The 16,978-nt window shown below is 45.7% G+C and carries 17 protein-coding genes; 4 read left to right on the plus strand and 13 right to left on the minus strand.

Annotation, left to right across the window (positions count from 1 at the left end):
- Nucleotides 1-222: 222 nt before the first annotated feature.
- The 3 genes from CPIN_RS30135 to CPIN_RS30145 all read right to left on the minus strand — a co-directional run bounded on the left by CPIN_RS30135 (nt 223) and on the right by CPIN_RS30145 (nt 2,235).
- Nucleotides 223-975, minus strand: a complete 753-nt coding sequence (locus tag CPIN_RS30135; RefSeq protein ID WP_044220047.1) for a helix-turn-helix domain-containing protein — start codon at nt 973-975, stop codon at nt 223-225.
- Nucleotides 976-1,220: 245 nt separating this feature from the next.
- Complete coding sequence (locus tag CPIN_RS30140; RefSeq protein WP_012793668.1) at nt 1,221-1,586, minus strand: hypothetical protein; 366 nt, start codon at nt 1,584-1,586, stop codon at nt 1,221-1,223.
- Nucleotides 1,587-1,593: 7 nt separating this feature from the next.
- The gene (locus CPIN_RS30145; RefSeq protein WP_012793669.1) at nt 1,594-2,235 is read right to left on the minus strand and encodes an SCO family protein; all 642 of its coding nucleotides are present in this window, start codon (nt 2,233-2,235) and stop codon (nt 1,594-1,596) included.
- A 370-nt stretch (nt 2,236-2,605) separates the two neighbouring features.
- Here CPIN_RS30145 and CPIN_RS30150 point away from each other — a divergent pair, with 370 nt between their 5' ends.
- Complete coding sequence (locus tag CPIN_RS30150; protein WP_012793670.1) at nt 2,606-3,259, plus strand: helix-turn-helix domain-containing protein; 654 nt, start codon at nt 2,606-2,608, stop codon at nt 3,257-3,259.
- Nucleotides 3,260-3,331: 72 nt separating this feature from the next.
- On the opposite strand, the gene CPIN_RS30155 is transcribed toward CPIN_RS30150, so the two are convergent.
- Nucleotides 3,332-3,958, minus strand: a complete 627-nt coding sequence (locus CPIN_RS30155; RefSeq protein ID WP_012793671.1) for a hypothetical protein — start codon at nt 3,956-3,958, stop codon at nt 3,332-3,334.
- A gap of 242 nt (nt 3,959-4,200) precedes the next feature.
- On the opposite strand from CPIN_RS30155, the gene CPIN_RS30160 reads away from it, so the two are divergent.
- Nucleotides 4,201-4,392 (plus strand): hypothetical protein, encoded by a 192-nt coding sequence (locus tag CPIN_RS30160; RefSeq protein WP_012793672.1) that lies wholly within the window; start codon nt 4,201-4,203, stop codon nt 4,390-4,392.
- 43 nt (nt 4,393-4,435) lie between these two features.
- On the opposite strand, the gene CPIN_RS30165 is transcribed toward CPIN_RS30160, so the two are convergent.
- Nucleotides 4,436-4,921, minus strand: coding sequence for a hypothetical protein (locus CPIN_RS30165; RefSeq protein WP_012793673.1), 486 nt, complete (start codon nt 4,919-4,921; stop codon nt 4,436-4,438).
- 188 nt (nt 4,922-5,109) lie between these two features.
- On the minus strand, nt 5,110-5,487 hold the full coding sequence (locus CPIN_RS30170; RefSeq protein ID WP_012793674.1) for a VOC family protein: 378 nt from the start codon (nt 5,485-5,487) through the stop codon (nt 5,110-5,112).
- Between the two features lie 103 nt (nt 5,488-5,590).
- On the opposite strand from CPIN_RS30170, the gene CPIN_RS30175 reads away from it, so the two are divergent.
- Nucleotides 5,591-6,445: a hypothetical protein gene (locus CPIN_RS30175; RefSeq protein WP_012793675.1), complete on the plus strand. Its 855-nt coding sequence runs from the start codon at nt 5,591-5,593 to the stop codon at nt 6,443-6,445.
- Nucleotides 6,446-6,452: 7 nt separating this feature from the next.
- Here CPIN_RS30175 and CPIN_RS30180 read toward each other — a convergent pair whose 3' ends face one another.
- From CPIN_RS30180 to CPIN_RS30210, 7 genes are all read right to left on the minus strand, one after another.
- Nucleotides 6,453-7,211 carry a LytR/AlgR family response regulator transcription factor gene (locus CPIN_RS30180; protein ID WP_012793676.1) on the minus strand — a complete coding sequence of 253 codons (759 nt, stop codon included), beginning with the start codon at nt 7,209-7,211 and terminating at the stop codon, nt 6,453-6,455.
- A 13-nt stretch (nt 7,212-7,224) separates the two neighbouring features.
- Nucleotides 7,225-8,313, minus strand: a complete 1,089-nt coding sequence (locus tag CPIN_RS30185; protein ID WP_012793677.1) for a sensor histidine kinase — start codon at nt 8,311-8,313, stop codon at nt 7,225-7,227.
- 118 nt (nt 8,314-8,431) lie between these two features.
- Nucleotides 8,432-9,838 (minus strand): efflux transporter outer membrane subunit, encoded by a 1,407-nt coding sequence (locus CPIN_RS30190; RefSeq protein WP_012793678.1) that lies wholly within the window; start codon nt 9,836-9,838, stop codon nt 8,432-8,434.
- Nucleotides 9,839-9,847: 9 nt separating this feature from the next.
- Complete coding sequence (locus tag CPIN_RS30195) at nt 9,848-13,024, minus strand: efflux RND transporter permease subunit (protein ID WP_012793679.1); 3,177 nt, start codon at nt 13,022-13,024, stop codon at nt 9,848-9,850.
- A gap of 22 nt (nt 13,025-13,046) precedes the next feature.
- Nucleotides 13,047-14,183: an efflux RND transporter periplasmic adaptor subunit gene (locus CPIN_RS30200; protein WP_012793680.1), complete on the minus strand. Its 1,137-nt coding sequence runs from the start codon at nt 14,181-14,183 to the stop codon at nt 13,047-13,049.
- A 247-nt stretch (nt 14,184-14,430) separates the two neighbouring features.
- A complete protein-coding gene (locus tag CPIN_RS30205; RefSeq protein WP_012793681.1) occupies nt 14,431-15,081 on the minus strand; it encodes an NAD(P)-dependent oxidoreductase in 651 nt (216 codons plus the stop codon).
- A gap of 114 nt (nt 15,082-15,195) precedes the next feature.
- Complete coding sequence (locus CPIN_RS30210; RefSeq protein WP_012793682.1) at nt 15,196-16,080, minus strand: helix-turn-helix domain-containing protein; 885 nt, start codon at nt 16,078-16,080, stop codon at nt 15,196-15,198.
- 154 nt (nt 16,081-16,234) lie between these two features.
- On the opposite strand from CPIN_RS30210, the gene CPIN_RS30215 reads away from it, so the two are divergent.
- A complete protein-coding gene (locus CPIN_RS30215) occupies nt 16,235-16,957 on the plus strand; it encodes a type 1 glutamine amidotransferase (RefSeq protein WP_012793683.1) in 723 nt (240 codons plus the stop codon).
- Nucleotides 16,958-16,978: the final 21 nt, after the last annotated feature.

Below are 16,978 nucleotides of genomic sequence, written 5' to 3' on the forward strand. Positions count from 1 at the left end.
AAAGGTCGCAATAAGCCAGGGCTGGTTTGTTATGATGAAACGGACAACTCTTACAACTTTTGATACTGTTCATTCTGCGAATCAATCCTGATATTTACATTTTCAACACTCACTCTTCCATTCACAATCATTCTTAAAAGAAAAAAGATCAATAGTACCGTGAAAAGAAATAGTGTAATGCGGTTGATAAAATGAATATATCCGACAACAGGTACTTTAGATTCAATATTTTTCATGTTTACTGAGTTTGAGTTTGATTTTGCGAAAATTCTCCGGCGTCACACCGGTCTCTTTTTTATAGAATGTGTTAAAATAAGAAGCGCTCTCAAATCCGATCTCATAGGCAATCTCGGCTACTGACAACTGTGTATGATGCAATAAACGCTGTGCTTCTTTGATGGTCCGCGCTCTTATCAGGTTGCCACTTGTAGTATGGCAATACTCATGGCATAGCTTATTCAGATAATTCGTGGTGATGTGCAACTGCTCGGAGTAGAAAGACGGATTTCTATGCACCGAAAAATATTGCTCTACCAATTGTTCAAACCGGATCATCTTGGCATGTTTGATGCTTTTCTCTTCCTTACCGGATAAGCGGTAAAAACTACGATCCAGCTGATGTAGCAAAATATTCAGGAAAGACCGTAACAGATCTTCGCTGCTTTCCATCTCAGCTGTAAACTCTTCAATGACCTGGTTAAGAAAATAATTCCAGGCGCCTGCCTTTTCAGTACTGACTCTGAAAACAGCAACTGCACGTTGTACAAGAAACTGAAACCGGTACAGTACATTGTTATTGTATCGCAATGAAAAAAAGCTGTCATTGAAACAAACGACGTATCCGGAAGCCTGACTGATCATCCGCATACTGAATACGGCATTCGGTCTGACACAAACCACCTTCGGTCCATCCAGTAAAACCCTCTCATTATCGATTATCAGCTCTCCTGCCGCCTTCCAGATATATATAAGCATATAATAGGATGGCCTGTGCGGGTATTCTATAAAAGGATAATTCTCCGACACAGCAGAGAGGCTTCCTATCCAGAAATCGCTGATATGTGAATTAAAAACACTGAGAGGGCAAACTGAAATAGTTTCCCTTTTCATAAAATGACTACGAGTGATGATGAAGAAAATGAGATTTCAACCGAAGCCACAGGCTACAGTCTTACACACCCGATAACACAGCAGGCATCGGGCACAACGGATAGAGAATATCATCCGATAGGAGGCCGGAGAATAGATCCTGCAACACCAGTCAACAGTGCGGTATCGGTTACAGGATAACAACATGGTTTTGCTGTAACGGGGCAAAGGAACAATTCAATGGCGATATCATTCATACAGAGCGTGACGACGGAGGGCTTTAATTCCACCTCTTTCTTCTCCCTTTCCTGTTCATTATCCAGTTGCTTTTGCAGGAAACAGGCACCTCTGCAGACGGGTATAAGATCAAATCTGTTAATACAAAGGTTCTTCGCAATAAAATTCCGTTGCAGATGAAATAAGCCTATCAGCCAGACGTTTGCCGTTGTCTGAACGAATAACACTAAAATGAGCAATATGACTGCTGGCTTTTTCAAATGACGTCTACCTGCTTTCGGTTAGCAATTTCGAAATATCTTTAATGAGTCTTTTTGTTTCCACGCTGTCCGTTCCATCATACACCCCTCTGATATGTTTGTATTTATCCACCAGCAATAAACCTCCGCTATGCGTGAAACCACCTTCCGCTGTACTGTCAGGATAAGCTGTAGCATAATACGAAGCTGCCAGTTTGTAAATAGTATCAGCCGGCGCCGTCACAAAATGCCATTTCGGCGAACTGACACCGATGGACGTAGCAAACTGTTTCAAACGAGGAATAGTATCATATTCAGGATCTATTGTATGCGAAAGGAATCCGACGTGATCGTCATTTTCAAATGCGTGATAGACCTTCAACATTTCCCTTGTCATTTTCGGACAAATAGTCGGGCAGGAAAGAAAAATAAAATCAGCGACATACACACGACCGGAAAAACTATCGCCTGTTACATGGGCGCTATCCTGATCCGTAAGATGAAATGTGGGAATGGAGGGATAAACCGTATCTCTTTTACCCGTAACCGGGTTGGTCGTCAGCGTCCTTTCACCAAGTATGGGCAGTTGGCCGGATTGGTTATTGCAGGCCGACAATCCGATTACCGCCAGACAAACAACTATACCTTTCAATAGATCCTTTCGCTTCATGTTATTCAGTTAGCACCTTGCTGTGAATGCAGATAGCTATTCCGGACTTACATCCGTATCTGAAAAATCAGATATAAATAGCCTTTATATTTTTTGTAAAACTACCACTTATTATTACAAATGGAATAGCACTATTCCACTTCCGACAGGGAATTGATTTAGTTATTCTGGAACAGTATTTAGAAAAACGTGACTGCCCCATTTTTACGATCCGTTCAGGGCCACATTCCCGCCATGATAGGTGTGCAATTGGTTTCAGGTATACACACCAGATAAATATCCGATCTCATACCAGTAAATTTTTCCGACCGGATCCGTCCCGGTTGCAGTTAAATAACGTAACTTAATCACTGTTAATCATTTAACCTGTATGCAACTGGTAGTATTCGCAGCTCTTCATTTTGAGCTAGATGCTTGTCCGGCGGACGACAAGCCCCAAACTACGGCCCCTTTTGAGTTACTACTGCAACTGATACGAACAAAACAGGTAGCCGTAGCGCCCGCATCCACACATGAAAATACAGATGGTACAGTCCCCCCTGTTACCATCAGTCCATCCATGATGCGTTACCTCGATCATGTCACGGAACCCATACAAGGCGGTCAACTACCCGGATATGCCTTACAGCATATTGGCATCGAACTGCTGACGGAATACCAGGAAAAGCAGGTATCTGCCCTAAGTGCTGAAACGGCTTTGGATACAACGATGATGCTGATCAGAAATGAAGTGATGTTATATCCGAATATTCATGTGCATAGTTTGCGGTCACTTGCCAAGAAGCATTTTATCAACGAAAAGTCATTAAGCAGGACCTTTGTAAAAACCTTCGGTATTAAGATCAGCGACTTTATCCTGGAACAGGTCATGCAGCGTGCAAAGTACCTGCTGGAGAATACGGATATGACCGTTGCGGATATCGCAGAGGAACTGGGATATAGTAATGATTATAACTTCTCAAGAACGTTTAAGAACATGTATAGTGTATATCCGGCGATATTTCGCAAGAAGGAGCCGTTGTGAGTACAGCCTGCGGGCAGCTGCTTTATTAGCCTCTTGGCAGGTATACGGTCATACATGCAGAGACGCCTGACCTTATATACTATATACTTCGTAGAATGCCTGTTTGCTGACAGGGCTATACCAGAGGTATTTAAAATAACCTTCCTCTACCGATCCTCTTTTGTAACATACCACCTTGGGCAACAATACCGGCTTCCACCAGTCAGGTGTATACATGCCTGAAAGACCGGGATCATCATTATGCTCAGCCAGCTTTAATCCGTCCTTTTCAACGATGGTCTTGATCATCGGTTTGTCACAGGTAAAAGTCATCAACACGGTATAATCGATGCCCATAAAATCACCATAGGTATACAGCTGCTTCACCTCACTACCCGCCCTGATACCGAAAGATTCCTGGAAACGCTTCTTATTATTGTCGGTATCCGGCTGATCAGCATCATAAGCAGGAATAACATTGTCAATGCGCTCTTTTATACCCTGTTTCGCCTGGTTCAGTTTGTATTTGGCAAAGGCTTTGCTTTGGCTGATACCTTCTTTCGTAGTTGATTTCGCCTGATTAATTCCTTCCTTCAAACTTTCCCTGGCATCTTTGATGTCAGTATTTGCCTCATCAATCCCTTCCGCAACTGTCTCTTTAGATTCACTGATCAAGGCTTGGCCTTTCTCCTTTACTCTTCCGCAGGAAAAAATAGTCATTGAAAACAGGGCCAATAGCAAGCAGGCAGACGGATACTTTATCATATAAATGCAATCTACTCTTTTTCCTCCTGCAAAAACCGGCTCAGCTGTTTTACAAACTGATACCCTTTACAATTTGTAAAATACACATACCAGTACCGGGAGAATAGCGGCAGAAAAAAGGCTGATTTTAGCCAAAACACCAACTGGTACTATATTTGCCTGTGAATAATAAAGGAAGTATTAAAACACCACTATATATGCGCACTGAAAGATTGTCAGGATTGTTCACACTGTTATATTGTCTGTGGCTGGCGGTAGCCCTGAGCGCCTGTACTTACAAGGCTGCTCCCCGGGGGAATCCGCATGGATTGCCACCGGGACAGGCTAAAAAGATAACAGGGTCAAAATCGGCTAAACCTTATGCTCCTGGTCAGCAGAAAAAATACTAAGATTAAAAAGGTTGTACCGGGGTAACCGGTACAACCTCACACTTTATCTGGGTTTTTCAATCGCATCATAAACCAGTCCGGCGGCTATCGCATAGACCGCATGATGCAATACGTCAATACCAATCGTTTTAGGGTCTTCTTCAGTAACAGGCGGCGCTACTTTCAGTCCGGGCAGCATCACCAGAGACGCCCCCCATATGCTTGCAAAATGTGCAAGTGTAGCCGTCCATCCCTTCAGTCCGGTAAGTCCCAGTAAACCTCTTGCTACGCCCCATGTAGTACCATACGCCCAGTGTATCTCCTGGGATACCTTCTGCTCTTTCTCTTCGGAAACAGCGTCCACATCCAATACTTTTGAAGCAGCCTCCACAGGTGTTTTACTCGGTGGCCGTTTAGTTATTTTCATTTCTATCATCTGTGAAATCGTAATAGCCGCAGTTCCTGCCAGTCCGGCCAGCAGCCCTACCCCGATAGCAGTACCCAACGCAGCAAATGCGGACTCCTGCTTCCTGTGCGAACAGCTCTTCATGACATATCTTTTTAGGGTGATGAAATACAGGCGGATACAATACAGCCGTATGCCGTACTATATCATGCCGTATATCGGCGGACTAAAAACATGCCGGGATAAATAGCTGGAGAGCGCCTCCGCTAAGCGGAAAAGGATGCACCATAATTGGTACATAATGACGAGTGATAACAACGAATAATGTTGGCTTAGCCCCTCTGCTGATACACACTCATGATATTACCGGCGGGGTCACGGAATTTGGCAGTGAGCTCACCCGGATGTGCACCGACGCCAACTGTAATGACGCCTCCGTTGGCAGTGATTTTTTCCAGTATACTGTCCATATCGTCGATCATGATATGGATCGTGAGACCTTCGCCGTTATGAGGCGGAAGCCCTTCAATGAAAGTACCGCTGACTTCCATTACACCATCATCAAAGGCAACGGAGCCATCTCCTCTGGTCCTGATAGTCCATCCAAATGTCTTTTCGTAAAATGTAGCCGAAGCATTCACATCAATAGCCGGCATTTCAATATAACAGATCTTTCCGTGGCCCAGGGTGGGGTGCTCAGTATTTGCCATGGTTGTACGGATTATGAATTGTTACCCGAAAGTAGGATTGTTTCGTCTCATTTGTGCGGCCCTCACAAATTTTTTTGGGATATTTGAATAGTAATTGCAGTACATGGTGAAAAAAAGCATATTGTTTACTATCCTGCTATCCGGCTTTAGTGTGGCTGCCCAGACCAGAAAACCACTGACCGAACGCCAACGGCTTGAAATAGTCAAAAAAGAGATAGTAACAGAAGGGATCTTGTTATACAGAAGGGAAATGGCCGCCCTGATAGGTGGACAGATCTTCTGGGGAACAACCTATAAAGATCCTTCATTTGTAGGTGGTTATATTACCTACATTAAAAATGATTCCACACGCTGTATTTTTTACTCTTCCGGTGATACCCCCAGGGTGATCGGCACTTTTATCATTGACAAGCAATCATCCCCGGAAACAGTAGTCAGTTCCATGGCAGAGCGGGACCTCTCTCCTACAGAAAAAGAACTGTATGCGCTGCGCAAACAAGCAGAACATGCCATGCAGACAGACACCCTCTTCAGGTATTTTTCAAATGTTCAATACCATCTGATACCGATTATTGCCGGTGGAAAAAGAAAAGTATATATGCTGACCCAACCCAAAGATGGCGGTACGATGATGCTGGGAAATGATTATCTGCTGACCTACAACGTAAAACATCAGTTAACAGACTCCAGACAGTTACATAAACATATCAATACGCTAAGCTTTGTAAGAGGAAATGCACTGGATACCACCTTTACCGGCGGCGCACACTCCCATATCGATGAAGCGGACCAGTTTATAACCGCCACAGATGTTTGTACATTAATGCTGTATAGTGTCGATCCCTTCTGGAAACAGCATTATGTGATATCAACACGCTATGTGAATGTATGGGACTTCCGGAAAAAAGAACTGATGATATATACCCGCGAGGAATGGGAACAGCTATATGGTAATTAGTCCTCTATCACCTGTCCAGCCACTGTTTGAACAAAGGCACCTTCTCCCTGCTGATCAGGACTTCTCTTTCCAGATCGCGTTTCAGCACCACACGCAACTTACTGGTAGAATAAGTCTGTATTTTATCAATACTGTCCGCATGAATAATATGCTGCCGGTTAACACGGAAGAATACCTGCGGATCCAGTTGCTCTTCCAGTTCCTCCAGGGTAAGGCTGATGGGTAATTGCGTACGGTCCTTCAGTACCAGATGGGTACCAGCGATACTATAGTAAATAAAGTCAATATCTGTAACAGGAATAGTTCTGTATTCATCGCGGAAAGGAATCATGAAGCGGGTTCTATAGGTTGCTTCCTTTTTACTGAGCAGGTCCAGGAGGTGCTTCATCAATTCTTCGGTATCGGGTGGTTGTTTTACCGCTTTTACTTTATTGAGTGCTTGTTGCAGGTCATCTCTTTCTACAGGTTTGAGCAGGTAATCAAGGCTATTGACCTTAAAAGCGCGCACCGCGTATTCATCATAAGCGGTCACAAAGATTACCGGACAAGCGAATTTTACTTTGGGGAAGATATCAAAGCTTAGTCCGTCGGAAATACGGATATCCATCAGTACCACATCCGGATGTGGATGTGCTGCAAACCAGGCTACACTTTCTGTAATGGTATCAAGTACGGCGATGACTTCGATGTCAGGATCGACATCTGTCAGCATTTTCTTCAAACGTGTGATATTTGGTTTTTCATCTTCTATAATTACTACCCTCATAAATAAGCTTTTTTTAGAAATCAACCAAAGGCAGGCGTACCTGGAATGCAGATTGTGTATCATTGACCGCTACTTCCCTTTCAAAGAGCAATGCATAACGTTTCCGGATGTTTTCCAGTCCGAGTCCTGTGGATGGCAGTGTATGCTGTATCAGTTGAATATTGTTTTTAACGATCAGGTCATCTCCTTCATCGTAGATAGTGATATATAGTGGTTGCTGTGCGGAGGCAATATTATGTTTGATCGCATTTTCGATCAGCAGTTGTAAGGTAATAGGCGGAATACCTTTGTCTTTATTGGCGTCGGAGACATTTACGCTGATATTAACGTTACTGCCATGCCGGATATCGATCAGGAAGATATAAGCGGCAATGAAATTCAATTCCTGATTAAGACTGATCACATCGCTGTTCAGGTTTGCGATCATATAGCGATAGACCCTGGAAAGTTTTTCCAGGAAGGAGGTAGCCAAAGCAGGATCTTCTTCTATCAATGCGGAGAGCGTACTGAAGTTATTAAAAAGGAAATGCGGATCAAGTTGTAGTTTAAGTGATTGTAACTGGGCCTGCATAGCGGTCTCCTTTAGCTGAGCGGCATCCAGTTGTAACTGTGCGGCTTCCAGCATGGAGTTTTTCCAGCGTTTCAAAAAATAGTTCCCTGTATGCACGGCGCTGATTAAGATGGAGACAAGACTACACACGACGAAAAACTGCCAGGTATCGACCTTACTAAAAAGCTCTTGTACTTCAGGTGGGGGCGGGAATAAAAGCATGGATATGTAGTCTAACACATTCAGTGCAATAAACACAGCCACTAGTACTACGATGGTCTGGGTAATACTGCGTTTCAGCGGTTGTCGCTCCCATGGCATCCATTTATCCATCCAGCGGGCAGTAGCGAGACTGATTTCTGCGATCATCCAGGAGATAATGAGTGCGATAAAGAGTTCGACCAGTTGTCTGCCGCCAGAGAGGCGTGAAACATATTCCCAGTATCTGCTGAACGGATTAATGATGTATGATACAAACACGTATAGGAGGAACCCCAAAGGGATGACGAATGCCCGGTAGTATTTGTTGAAGAATTTATCCTTGTCTGCCATTTATGTAGAATTAAGAATTAAAAATTAAAAATGAAGATTGGTGCTTTTCCGAATACCTTAATTCTTAATTTTTAACTCTTAATTCTAAATGAAGATAGCCATTTTCGGCACAAGCCTTTTATTTCCAGCCACCACCCAGTGCGCGGTAGAGGTCGACGGTGGCATTGAGCTGATCGCGTTTGACAGCTGCCAGGTCCAGTTCACTTTGCAGGGCATTACTCTGGGCGGTGATCACTTCAAGATAATTGGCCATACCGTTTTGAAACAGCAGGCTGGCGTCGTGCGTAGCAATTTCCAATCGATCCACACGTTGCTGTGTAAAAATGTACTGCTCTTTCAGCTTGTCCATTTTTGCCAGCGCATCACTTACTTCCTGTACAGCCGTTGTTACAGAGCGCCTAAACTCAATCACGCTCTTTTCCCAATCGATTTTAGCTGTTTCCCATTCTGTTCTTAATTGCCTGCGTCTGAATACAGGTTGTGTGATGCTGCCGCCTACTGTTTCAAAAAGGCTGCCCGGAATATTTAACCAGTTATCGATCTTAAATGAATTCACTCCTACCCCGGCAGTAATATTGAGGGCCGGATACATCGCTGCTTCTGCTACGCCTGCACGTGCATTGGCGACTTTTACCGCCATTTCGGCTGCACGTACATCGGGTCTGCGGGACAGCAGACTGGCAGGAACACCTGCGGCAAGCGTTGTATCAGCTGTAAGGTCCTGCAGTCGGTTCCTGACTATACCGCCGGGCATTTCGCCTGTCAGCGTTTTCAATGCATTTTCCTGTATAGCAATCTGCTGTTCTATCTGCGGAATAAGTGCCAGGGATACACGGAGCTGGGCTTCGATCTGCTCAACGGCGAGATTGGTCGCCATACCCGAACTGTATTGCAGACGTACAATACGCAGGGTACTATCGGTCAGTTGCATGTTTCTGTAAGCCACCTCCTTCTGTGTATCCAGCATCAGCAGATTATAATATGCCTGCGCCACATCACTGATCACTCTTGTTCTTACCGCTTTGGAGGCTTCCGTGGATTGCAGGTAGGTAGCCAGCGCAGCTTCTTTCAAACGGCTGATCTTTCCCCAGGCTACTACCTCCCAGCTCAGGTTCAGACCAGCATTATAGTCATCCATATAGCGGGTACCGATGAACTGTTCTGACAGAGAGCCATTCAGGCTGTTTTTAGAGGGCCAGTTACGGGTCCCCTGTACACTAAGGTTCAGGTCCGGTAATCTGCCTGATCGGGCAGATTTAAGAGACGCACCGGCCGATTCAATATTCTTCAGTGCTACCTGTACGTCGAAATTCTTTGCCACAGCACTATCGATCAATCTCAGCAACGCGGCGTCTTTGATGAAAGACGATACAGGCAATACGGCAATGTTATTGGTATCTGCGGATGCCTCTCCGCGGAACTGCGCAGGCATATCCACGGATGGTCTGGCGAACTCCTTCCCTACTTTACAGGATGCTATAACAGCAATACCTGCAAAACCTATGATATATAAGTACTTGTTCATTGTTGACGATTAGTGTTGCATTTGAGTATGGTGCAATAACTTTACGTGGTCTGCTGACTGATCCACAGGCGGTTTACGGGATACCTTTTCCTGCAGATACTGGAATACCACGAAGAGTACCGGAATGATAAAAACACCCAGTATAACGCCGGTCAGCATACCTCCTGCGGTACTGATACTGATGGAATGGTTTCCTTCTGCGGAAGGCCCTTTTACTGTCATCAGCGGCAACAGACCAGCCACAAATGCCAGGGAAGTCATGATGATAGGTCTTAATCGCAGTTTCGCTGCTTCTATTGCGGCAGCTACCAGGGTCTTACCCCCCTTTCTGCGTTGTACGGCAAATTCTACGATCAGGATCGCATTCTTTGCCAGGAGACCAATCAGCATGACCAATCCCACCTGTACATAGATATTGTTATCAATACCCACTGCCCGTATTGCAAGGAATACACCGAGGATACCTGTCGGAATCGACAACAGTACAGCCAGCGGAAGGATATAACTTTCATACTGGGCTGCCAGCAGGAAGTATACAAAGACGAGGGCCAGTGCGAAGATGATCACCATCTGGTTACCCGAGAGTTTCTCTTCCCGGCTCAGACCCGTCCATTCGAAGCTATAACCGGCAGGCAGTTTACTCGCTGCCAGTTTCTCTACCGCATTGATCGCATCACCAGTACTGTAACCTGGCTTAGGAATCGCATTCACAGAAATGGAGTTATACAGGTTGTAACGGTTCATGGTTTCCGGTCCATATACTCTTTTCAGTTTGATGATACTATTCACCGGTACCATTGCTCCCTGGTCATTCTTCACATACATGCCTTCCAGGCTTTCCGGAGCACTACGGGTCTCCGGACTAGCCTGTACCATCACACGGTAGTATTTTCCGAAGAGATTAAAATCAGACGCCTGACGGCTACCGTAATTGGTCTGCAGGTTACTCAGCAGGTCACTGATACTTACTCCCAGCTGTTTTGCTTTCACCGCATCTACCTCCAGCTGGTATTGCGGAAAATCGGAACGGAACATGGTAAATGCAACGGCGATCTCCGGTTGCTGCATCATTTCCCCGATGAACTTATTCGCAGTTTCACTGAATTTATCTATCGATCCGCCGGTACGGTCCTGCAACATCAGTTCCAGACCATTGAAGGTACCGAAGCCCGGTACTGTCGGGAAAGTGAAGATGTTGAAAGTACCTTCCTTGATACTGGCCAGTTTCTCATTAATAACCCCTACCAGCATATTGATATCCTGGATCTGTCCACGTTCCTGGATAGGTTTCAGCTTCATAAAGCCCAGGGCATAAGCAGGACCGGAACTGTTACTTAACAGGTTGAAACCGGAGATGGTCGTGGCGGATTCCACTGCCGGAATAGTACGAAACAGACTATCTGCACGTTTGAGTACATCCGTGGTACGGTCCAGACCTGCACCTGCAGGCAGAGAAAGGGACATTGCCACAAAGCTGGCGTCTTCATTGGGAATAAACCCTTTCGGCGTCGTATTCATCAGCCATACGGATACACCGGTGATAACGGCAAGTGCTGTCAATCCGATCCATTTAAAGCGGACCAGTGATTTTACACCACGGGTATATTTATTGGTCACCGCATTGAAGCCGGTATTGAAGGCGGCAAAGAAGCGTTTCCCAAAACCTTTCTTTTCGTGACCATTCGCATGGTTATTCTTCAGAATGAGTGCACATAAGGCAGGACTCAGCGTCAATGCGTTGAAGGCAGAGATCAGGATGGCAATAGCCAGTGTAAAAGCGAACTGGCGATAGAACACCCCTGTCGGACCTTCCATAAAACCTACGGGCAGGAATACCGCTGTCATCACAAGTGTAATAGACACGATCGCACCGGAGATTTCACTCAGGGCAGAAACGGTAGCTGCACGGGCACTCAGGTGTGAGCGTTCCATTTTACCATGTACTGCTTCCACGACAACGATCGCATCATCCACCACTATACCGATAGCCAGTACAAGTGCGAAGAGGGTCAACATATTGATGGAGAAGCCCAACATCTGCAAAAAGAAAAACGTTCCCACCAGTGATACGGGCACCGCAATGGCTGGTATCAGTGTGGAACGGAAATCCTGTAAAAAGATGAACACGATCACGAATACCAGGATAAATGCCTCTATCAGGGTATGCTTTACCTGTTCGATAGAGACGTCCAGCTGTTCTTTGGTACTCATGGTCACATGGTACTTAATGCCTTTAGGGAAGCTGGCAGCAGCTTTCTTCATTACCGCTTCCACAGCCAGCTGAATCGCATTGGCATTGGATCCGTTTGTCTGGAATACGGCCATGGTGACAGCATCCTTACCATTCAGTTTATTATCGGTTGTATAGTTGGCAGCACCTAATTCGATACGGGCCAGGTCTTTCAGGTAAAGCACAGATCCGTCAGTTCCTGCGCGTACAACGATGTTTTCAAACTGTTCCTGTTTATTGAACTTACCAGTATAGTTGATCACGTATGATAAGGGCTCATGGCTGCCTTCACCGAACTTACCCGGTGCAGCTTCCAGGCTCTGATCCTGTATAGCGTTGAGTACTTCAGTGGAGGTGACGTTATGTGCAGACAACTGCGCGGGATCCAGCCAGATACGCATGGAATAGTCTTTGGCGCCGAAGATCTGTACCTGTCCTACCCCGGGAATACGTTTCAGTTCGGGTACTACGTTGATCTTTGTATAGTTCTGCAGGAAGGTCTCGTTATAAGTCGCCTTATTTTCGCTAAACAGATCCAGTACCATGATCATACCGTTCTGTTGCTTTGTAGTAGCAACACCTGCCTGCACAACTTCTGCCGGCAGCTGGCTGGTCACCTGTGCTACACGGTTCTGTACGTTTACTGCCGCCTGATCGGGATCGGTACCCAGTTTGAAGAATACGGAGATAGTGGCCGTACCGTCATTGCTGGCGGTGGACTGTATATACGTCATGTTTTCCACACCGTTTACCGCTTCTTCAATGGGCGTTACTACGGAACGTAGTACGGTAGCGGCGTTACCACCAGGAAATGTAGCAGTGACTACTACACTGGGCGGAGCGATATCGGGGAACTGTGTTACCGGCAAACGGCTTAGTCCCACCAATCCTAATATTACGAGGATGACCGACAATACTGTAGCCAGTACGGGTCGTTGAATGATTTTATTAAGCATAGATGATGAGGCTTATGGCTTGTTATTTCTTTGCGGCAGGTTTGATCACAGCACCTTCGGTGATGGTTTCCATGCCTGCAGTTATGATCCTGTCTCCTGTTTTCACACCGTCTACTACGATGAAATGATCCTTGCTGCTACCGGCGGTAACAATGGGTTGTCTTTTCACTGTATTGCTGTCGGTAAGCTGGTATACGAACAGTTTATCCTGCATTTCCATGGTAGCGGATTGTGGTACCAGTACAACACCGGCATTAAGTTGCTCTATGCGCACCTTACCGGTATTACCGGACCTCAGTACGCTGGCAGGATTAGGGAAGGTAGCACGGAGACTGATAGCGGCGGTCGTTCTGTTAAACTGTCCGTCTACCATTTCAATACGACCTTTCTCTGAGAAATCATCCCCATTAGACAATACAAGTGTCACCGGACGCATACGTTGCAGCTGTTGTTGCAAAGTAGAACCGGCAGCGCCTTTACTAAAACGGATAAAGTCATTTTCACTCATAGAGAAATAAGCATAGATCCTGCTGATATCTGAAAGGGTGGTCAGCGGAGCTGCATCTGAACTATTTACCAGGTTTCCTACCCGTTTAGGGATCCTGCCTATATAACCGCTTACAGGCGCTTTAATGAGCGTAAAACCCACATTCACCTGTGCAGCTGCGACAGCAGCTTTGGCCTGTGCAACATTGGCACTGGCGGTCTGCAGGTTTGTCTGGGCTGTCTTCAGCTGTATATCGGATACCACTTTATTATCTGCCAGCGGTTTCATTTTATCTACTTCCAGCGCCGCATTTGATTCTGCCGACTGCATTGCGCGCAGCGAAGCCTGATCTCTTTCCAGCTGCGCCTGATAGGGCCTGTCATTGATCTTAAACAGTGGCTGACCTGCCGTCACGAAACTGCCTTCTTCTACGAATACTTTTTCCAGATATCCCTCCACCTGTGTGCGTACGTCCACGTTTTCCTTTCCTTCCAGGTTAGCAGCGTATTCGCGCGAGGTAAGTGCTGTAGTGGTATCGAGTGTCAACACCGGCAATTCAGGAACGGGCATTGATTGAGCTGCCCCTTCATTTGCTTTACCGGACTGACAGGCATTCAGGACGATCCATGTCACGAAAGAGGCCAGTAGCGCCGGCATTCTATTGTTACTCATGTTCTTGATTAAGGCAGGTTTTTTCAGGTTGCCGGGGCGAAGGTCGGAGGGATAGGGGGAGCGGTAAGAGGAGAAGTGAGTGAAGTGGAAAAAATCGGGAATGAACTGGAAAGAATTAAGAATTAGGAATTAAGAATTAGGAATTAAGAACAATTAGCTTCCTCCAAAACTAAAAGCGCGTTTCTATAATTGAAACGCGCTTGTGTATAATTCCTAATTCCTAATTCTTAATTCCTAATTGAATTGACTAGTATCCGATGGTAAAACGGGTCTTATGATGTGCTGGTGTTTCCAGTTCATTGATCATAGCTACTGCATAATCCTCCACTGAAATATTACTTTCTCCTTTTGCATCTACGATCAGATCATCTTTGCCTAATCTGTAATTAGCGGTACGCTGACCAGGAGCGATATTACCTGCCGGAGAGAAGAACGCCCAATCCAGGGAAGTTTCTGATTTTAACTGGTTGTGATACACTTCCGCAAGACCTTTTACACCAGGCATGATTGCTTCCGGCAATACGCCTGTATCCATAACGGTTACACCCGGTTTCACGAAGAGGGAACCTGCGCCGCCTACTACCAGCAGACGCTGTACACCAGCATTCTTTACGGCTCCGATGATGGATTTGTAACCATTCAAAGTATCGTTGTAAATATCAGGATTTGTCCAGCCCGGATTATAAGAGCTGATCACTGCATCTGCACCTTTGATAATATCAGTCAGTGCGGCAGCATCCTGTACATCAGCGGCTACTACCTCCAGTTTATCATGCTTCACTGTTACTTTTTCGGGGTGACGCACAACTGCTTTCACCTGATGGCCTCTTGAGAGGGCCTCGTTCAATATAGCTGAGCCTACAAATCCACTGGCTCCGATTAATATGATATTTGCCATTTCTACGATTTTTGTGATACAAAGATCCTGATACTACAGCATTGGGGAAAGGTAAATTTAAGCCTTTCGATGATACTTTTCCGACCTGTCGGCACACAGCAGAGGCAGCTTTTCTTATGAGCCGGTCAGCTTCTCTCTGAACTCTACAGGGGTATGCTGACTATGTTTGCGGAAATACTTGATGAAGTTCGTAGGCTCAAGAAATCCCAACTGATACGCGATTTCCTTGATCGTATCGGTAGAGTGTACCAGCAGTCTTTTTGCTTCCAGGAGGATACGGTCATCGATCATCTGTTTGGATGTTTTTCCTAGTATCCGGGAAGTGGCCTGGTTCAGGCGTTTTTCTGTTACGCTCAACTCTCCTGCATAAAAGCTGACCTGTTTGTGTACACGGTAATGTGTTTCCAGCAGATCACGGAATAACAGGATATAATCCAGATCGGGACCTTTTTTGATCTCTTTGAAGTCCTGTGTACGTCTTTCCCTTTCTGCGTGTAAGAGGAAGTTGTGCAGGAGGTTTTTGAGGATCTTTCCCTGGTAGGGATCGGCAGCTTTCTGTACCTCTGTTTCCATCAGCGCAAACATGGCGCTAAAGACAGAAGACCCGGCGGGTAGTCTGATGGCTGATACGCCAAAGAGATCATTAAAGAGGATAGATTCTTTCAGGAGGCGGACGTCTGCTTCGGTAGAGCCAAAGAATGCATCAGTAAAGAGAATGCCTTTACCTTTTACGTCTGCATCATTATCGTAAAAGTGGACGATGTCTTTATTAAGGAAGAGCAGCATATTATCTTCAACAGGTACCGGTTCGAAGTCCACCATATGATCGAAACCACCTTTCTTAAACCAGAGGATATGATAGAAAGCGGCACGATGCGGCGCAGTCAGGACTATTTTATTATTCTGATAAAGATCTCCCAGGGAGATCAGTTCGAACTCCACGGGCAATCCTTCCTTGAACTGGTAACTGGCGATATCTGTATTAGCGTGACGGATCATGCGGTGCTATTGTATGGGCAATCTCGGTAGTTTTAGGGAGATAACAAAGTATGGATAAACCGGCTGGACCAGTTCTTTTTGTACGATCTGCACCAGTATCGCCAATTGACAGCTTATTAGTTTTGTACAATCACTTATCAGAAATATCAACAACATGCACATACACTTTGTGATTCACGAAGTATTTGAAGGACCGGGGGCATTTATCGACTGGGCAAAAAACAGGGGACACTCCATCGGCTATTCCAGTGTTTATGCCGGGGAGACCTTACCTGATACCATAGACAGGATTGATCTGCTGGTAGTGATGGGAGGACCGCAAAGTCCGGGCACGACAACATTAGAATGTCCTTATTTTGATGCGGAAGCGGAGATGACACTGATCAGGAATTGTATCAATGCAGGTAAAGCAGTGGTGGGAGTTTGCCTGGGAGCACAGTTGATCGGACAAGCATTAGGCGCTGCCGTTGAGCAAAGTCCGCAGAAAGAAATCGGCGTATTTCCCATTCAGCTGACAGCAGCCGGTAAGCACGATAGCAAATCTGCACATATCCCGGTGGGTTGTGAAGTAGGACACTGGCATAATGATATGCCGGGGCTGACACCCGAAAGCAAAGTGCTGGCCTATAGTGATGGTTGTCCGCGACAGATAATAGCCTATACGGAGCTGGTGTATGGCTTACAATGTCATATGGAGTTTAACACCGCGCTGATAGAATTGCTGATCAAACATGCCGGAGAGGAGTTGTTGAATAAAGGCCGGCATCTCTTCGTACAGGATGCGGAGACCTTACGTGCATATGACTTTACCGCGATGAACAAACAACTGTTCACTTTCCTGGATGCCTTAACAAGTGGCTATACAAATCAACAATAGTTCTCCTTACGACGGCCGGAG

Origin of the sequence: Chitinophaga pinensis DSM 2588 (genome assembly GCF_000024005.1) — a bacterium.
GTDB classification, from domain to species: Bacteria; Bacteroidota; Bacteroidia; order Chitinophagales; family Chitinophagaceae; genus Chitinophaga; species Chitinophaga pinensis.

Excerpts from the sequence above, each read along its gene's own strand:
- CPIN_RS30180 (WP_012793676.1), bottom strand. The coding sequence starts at position 7,211 with ATGAGGGTAGTAATTATAGAAGATGAAAAACCAAATATCACACGTTTG.
- CPIN_RS30195 (WP_012793679.1), bottom strand. The coding sequence starts at position 13,024 with ATGCTTAATAAAATCATTCAACGACCCGTACTGGCTACAGTATTGTCG.
- CPIN_RS30160 (WP_012793672.1), top strand. The coding sequence starts at position 4,201 with ATGCGCACTGAAAGATTGTCAGGATTGTTCACACTGTTATATTGTCTG.
- CPIN_RS30185 (WP_012793677.1), bottom strand. The coding sequence starts at position 8,313 with ATGGCAGACAAGGATAAATTCTTCAACAAATACTACCGGGCATTCGTC.
- CPIN_RS30175 (WP_012793675.1), top strand. The coding sequence starts at position 5,591 with ATGGTGAAAAAAAGCATATTGTTTACTATCCTGCTATCCGGCTTTAGT.
- CPIN_RS30215 (WP_012793683.1), top strand. The coding sequence starts at position 16,235 with ATGCACATACACTTTGTGATTCACGAAGTATTTGAAGGACCGGGGGCA.
- CPIN_RS30155 (WP_012793671.1), bottom strand. The coding sequence starts at position 3,958 with ATGACTATTTTTTCCTGCGGAAGAGTAAAGGAGAAAGGCCAAGCCTTG.
- CPIN_RS30205 (WP_012793681.1), bottom strand. The coding sequence starts at position 15,081 with ATGGCAAATATCATATTAATCGGAGCCAGTGGATTTGTAGGCTCAGCT.
- CPIN_RS30210 (WP_012793682.1), bottom strand. The coding sequence starts at position 16,080 with ATGATCCGTCACGCTAATACAGATATCGCCAGTTACCAGTTCAAGGAA.
- CPIN_RS30190 (WP_012793678.1), bottom strand. The coding sequence starts at position 9,838 with ATGAACAAGTACTTATATATCATAGGTTTTGCAGGTATTGCTGTTATA.
- CPIN_RS30165 (WP_012793673.1), bottom strand. The coding sequence starts at position 4,921 with ATGAAGAGCTGTTCGCACAGGAAGCAGGAGTCCGCATTTGCTGCGTTG.
- CPIN_RS30200 (WP_012793680.1), bottom strand. The coding sequence starts at position 14,183 with ATGAGTAACAATAGAATGCCGGCGCTACTGGCCTCTTTCGTGACATGG.
- CPIN_RS30170 (WP_012793674.1), bottom strand. The coding sequence starts at position 5,487 with ATGGCAAATACTGAGCACCCCACCCTGGGCCACGGAAAGATCTGTTAT.
- CPIN_RS30135 (WP_044220047.1), bottom strand. The coding sequence starts at position 975 with ATGCTTATATATATCTGGAAGGCGGCAGGAGAGCTGATAATCGATAAT.
- CPIN_RS30150 (WP_012793670.1), top strand. The coding sequence starts at position 2,606 with ATGCAACTGGTAGTATTCGCAGCTCTTCATTTTGAGCTAGATGCTTGT.
- CPIN_RS30145 (WP_012793669.1), bottom strand. The coding sequence starts at position 2,235 with ATGAAGCGAAAGGATCTATTGAAAGGTATAGTTGTTTGTCTGGCGGTA.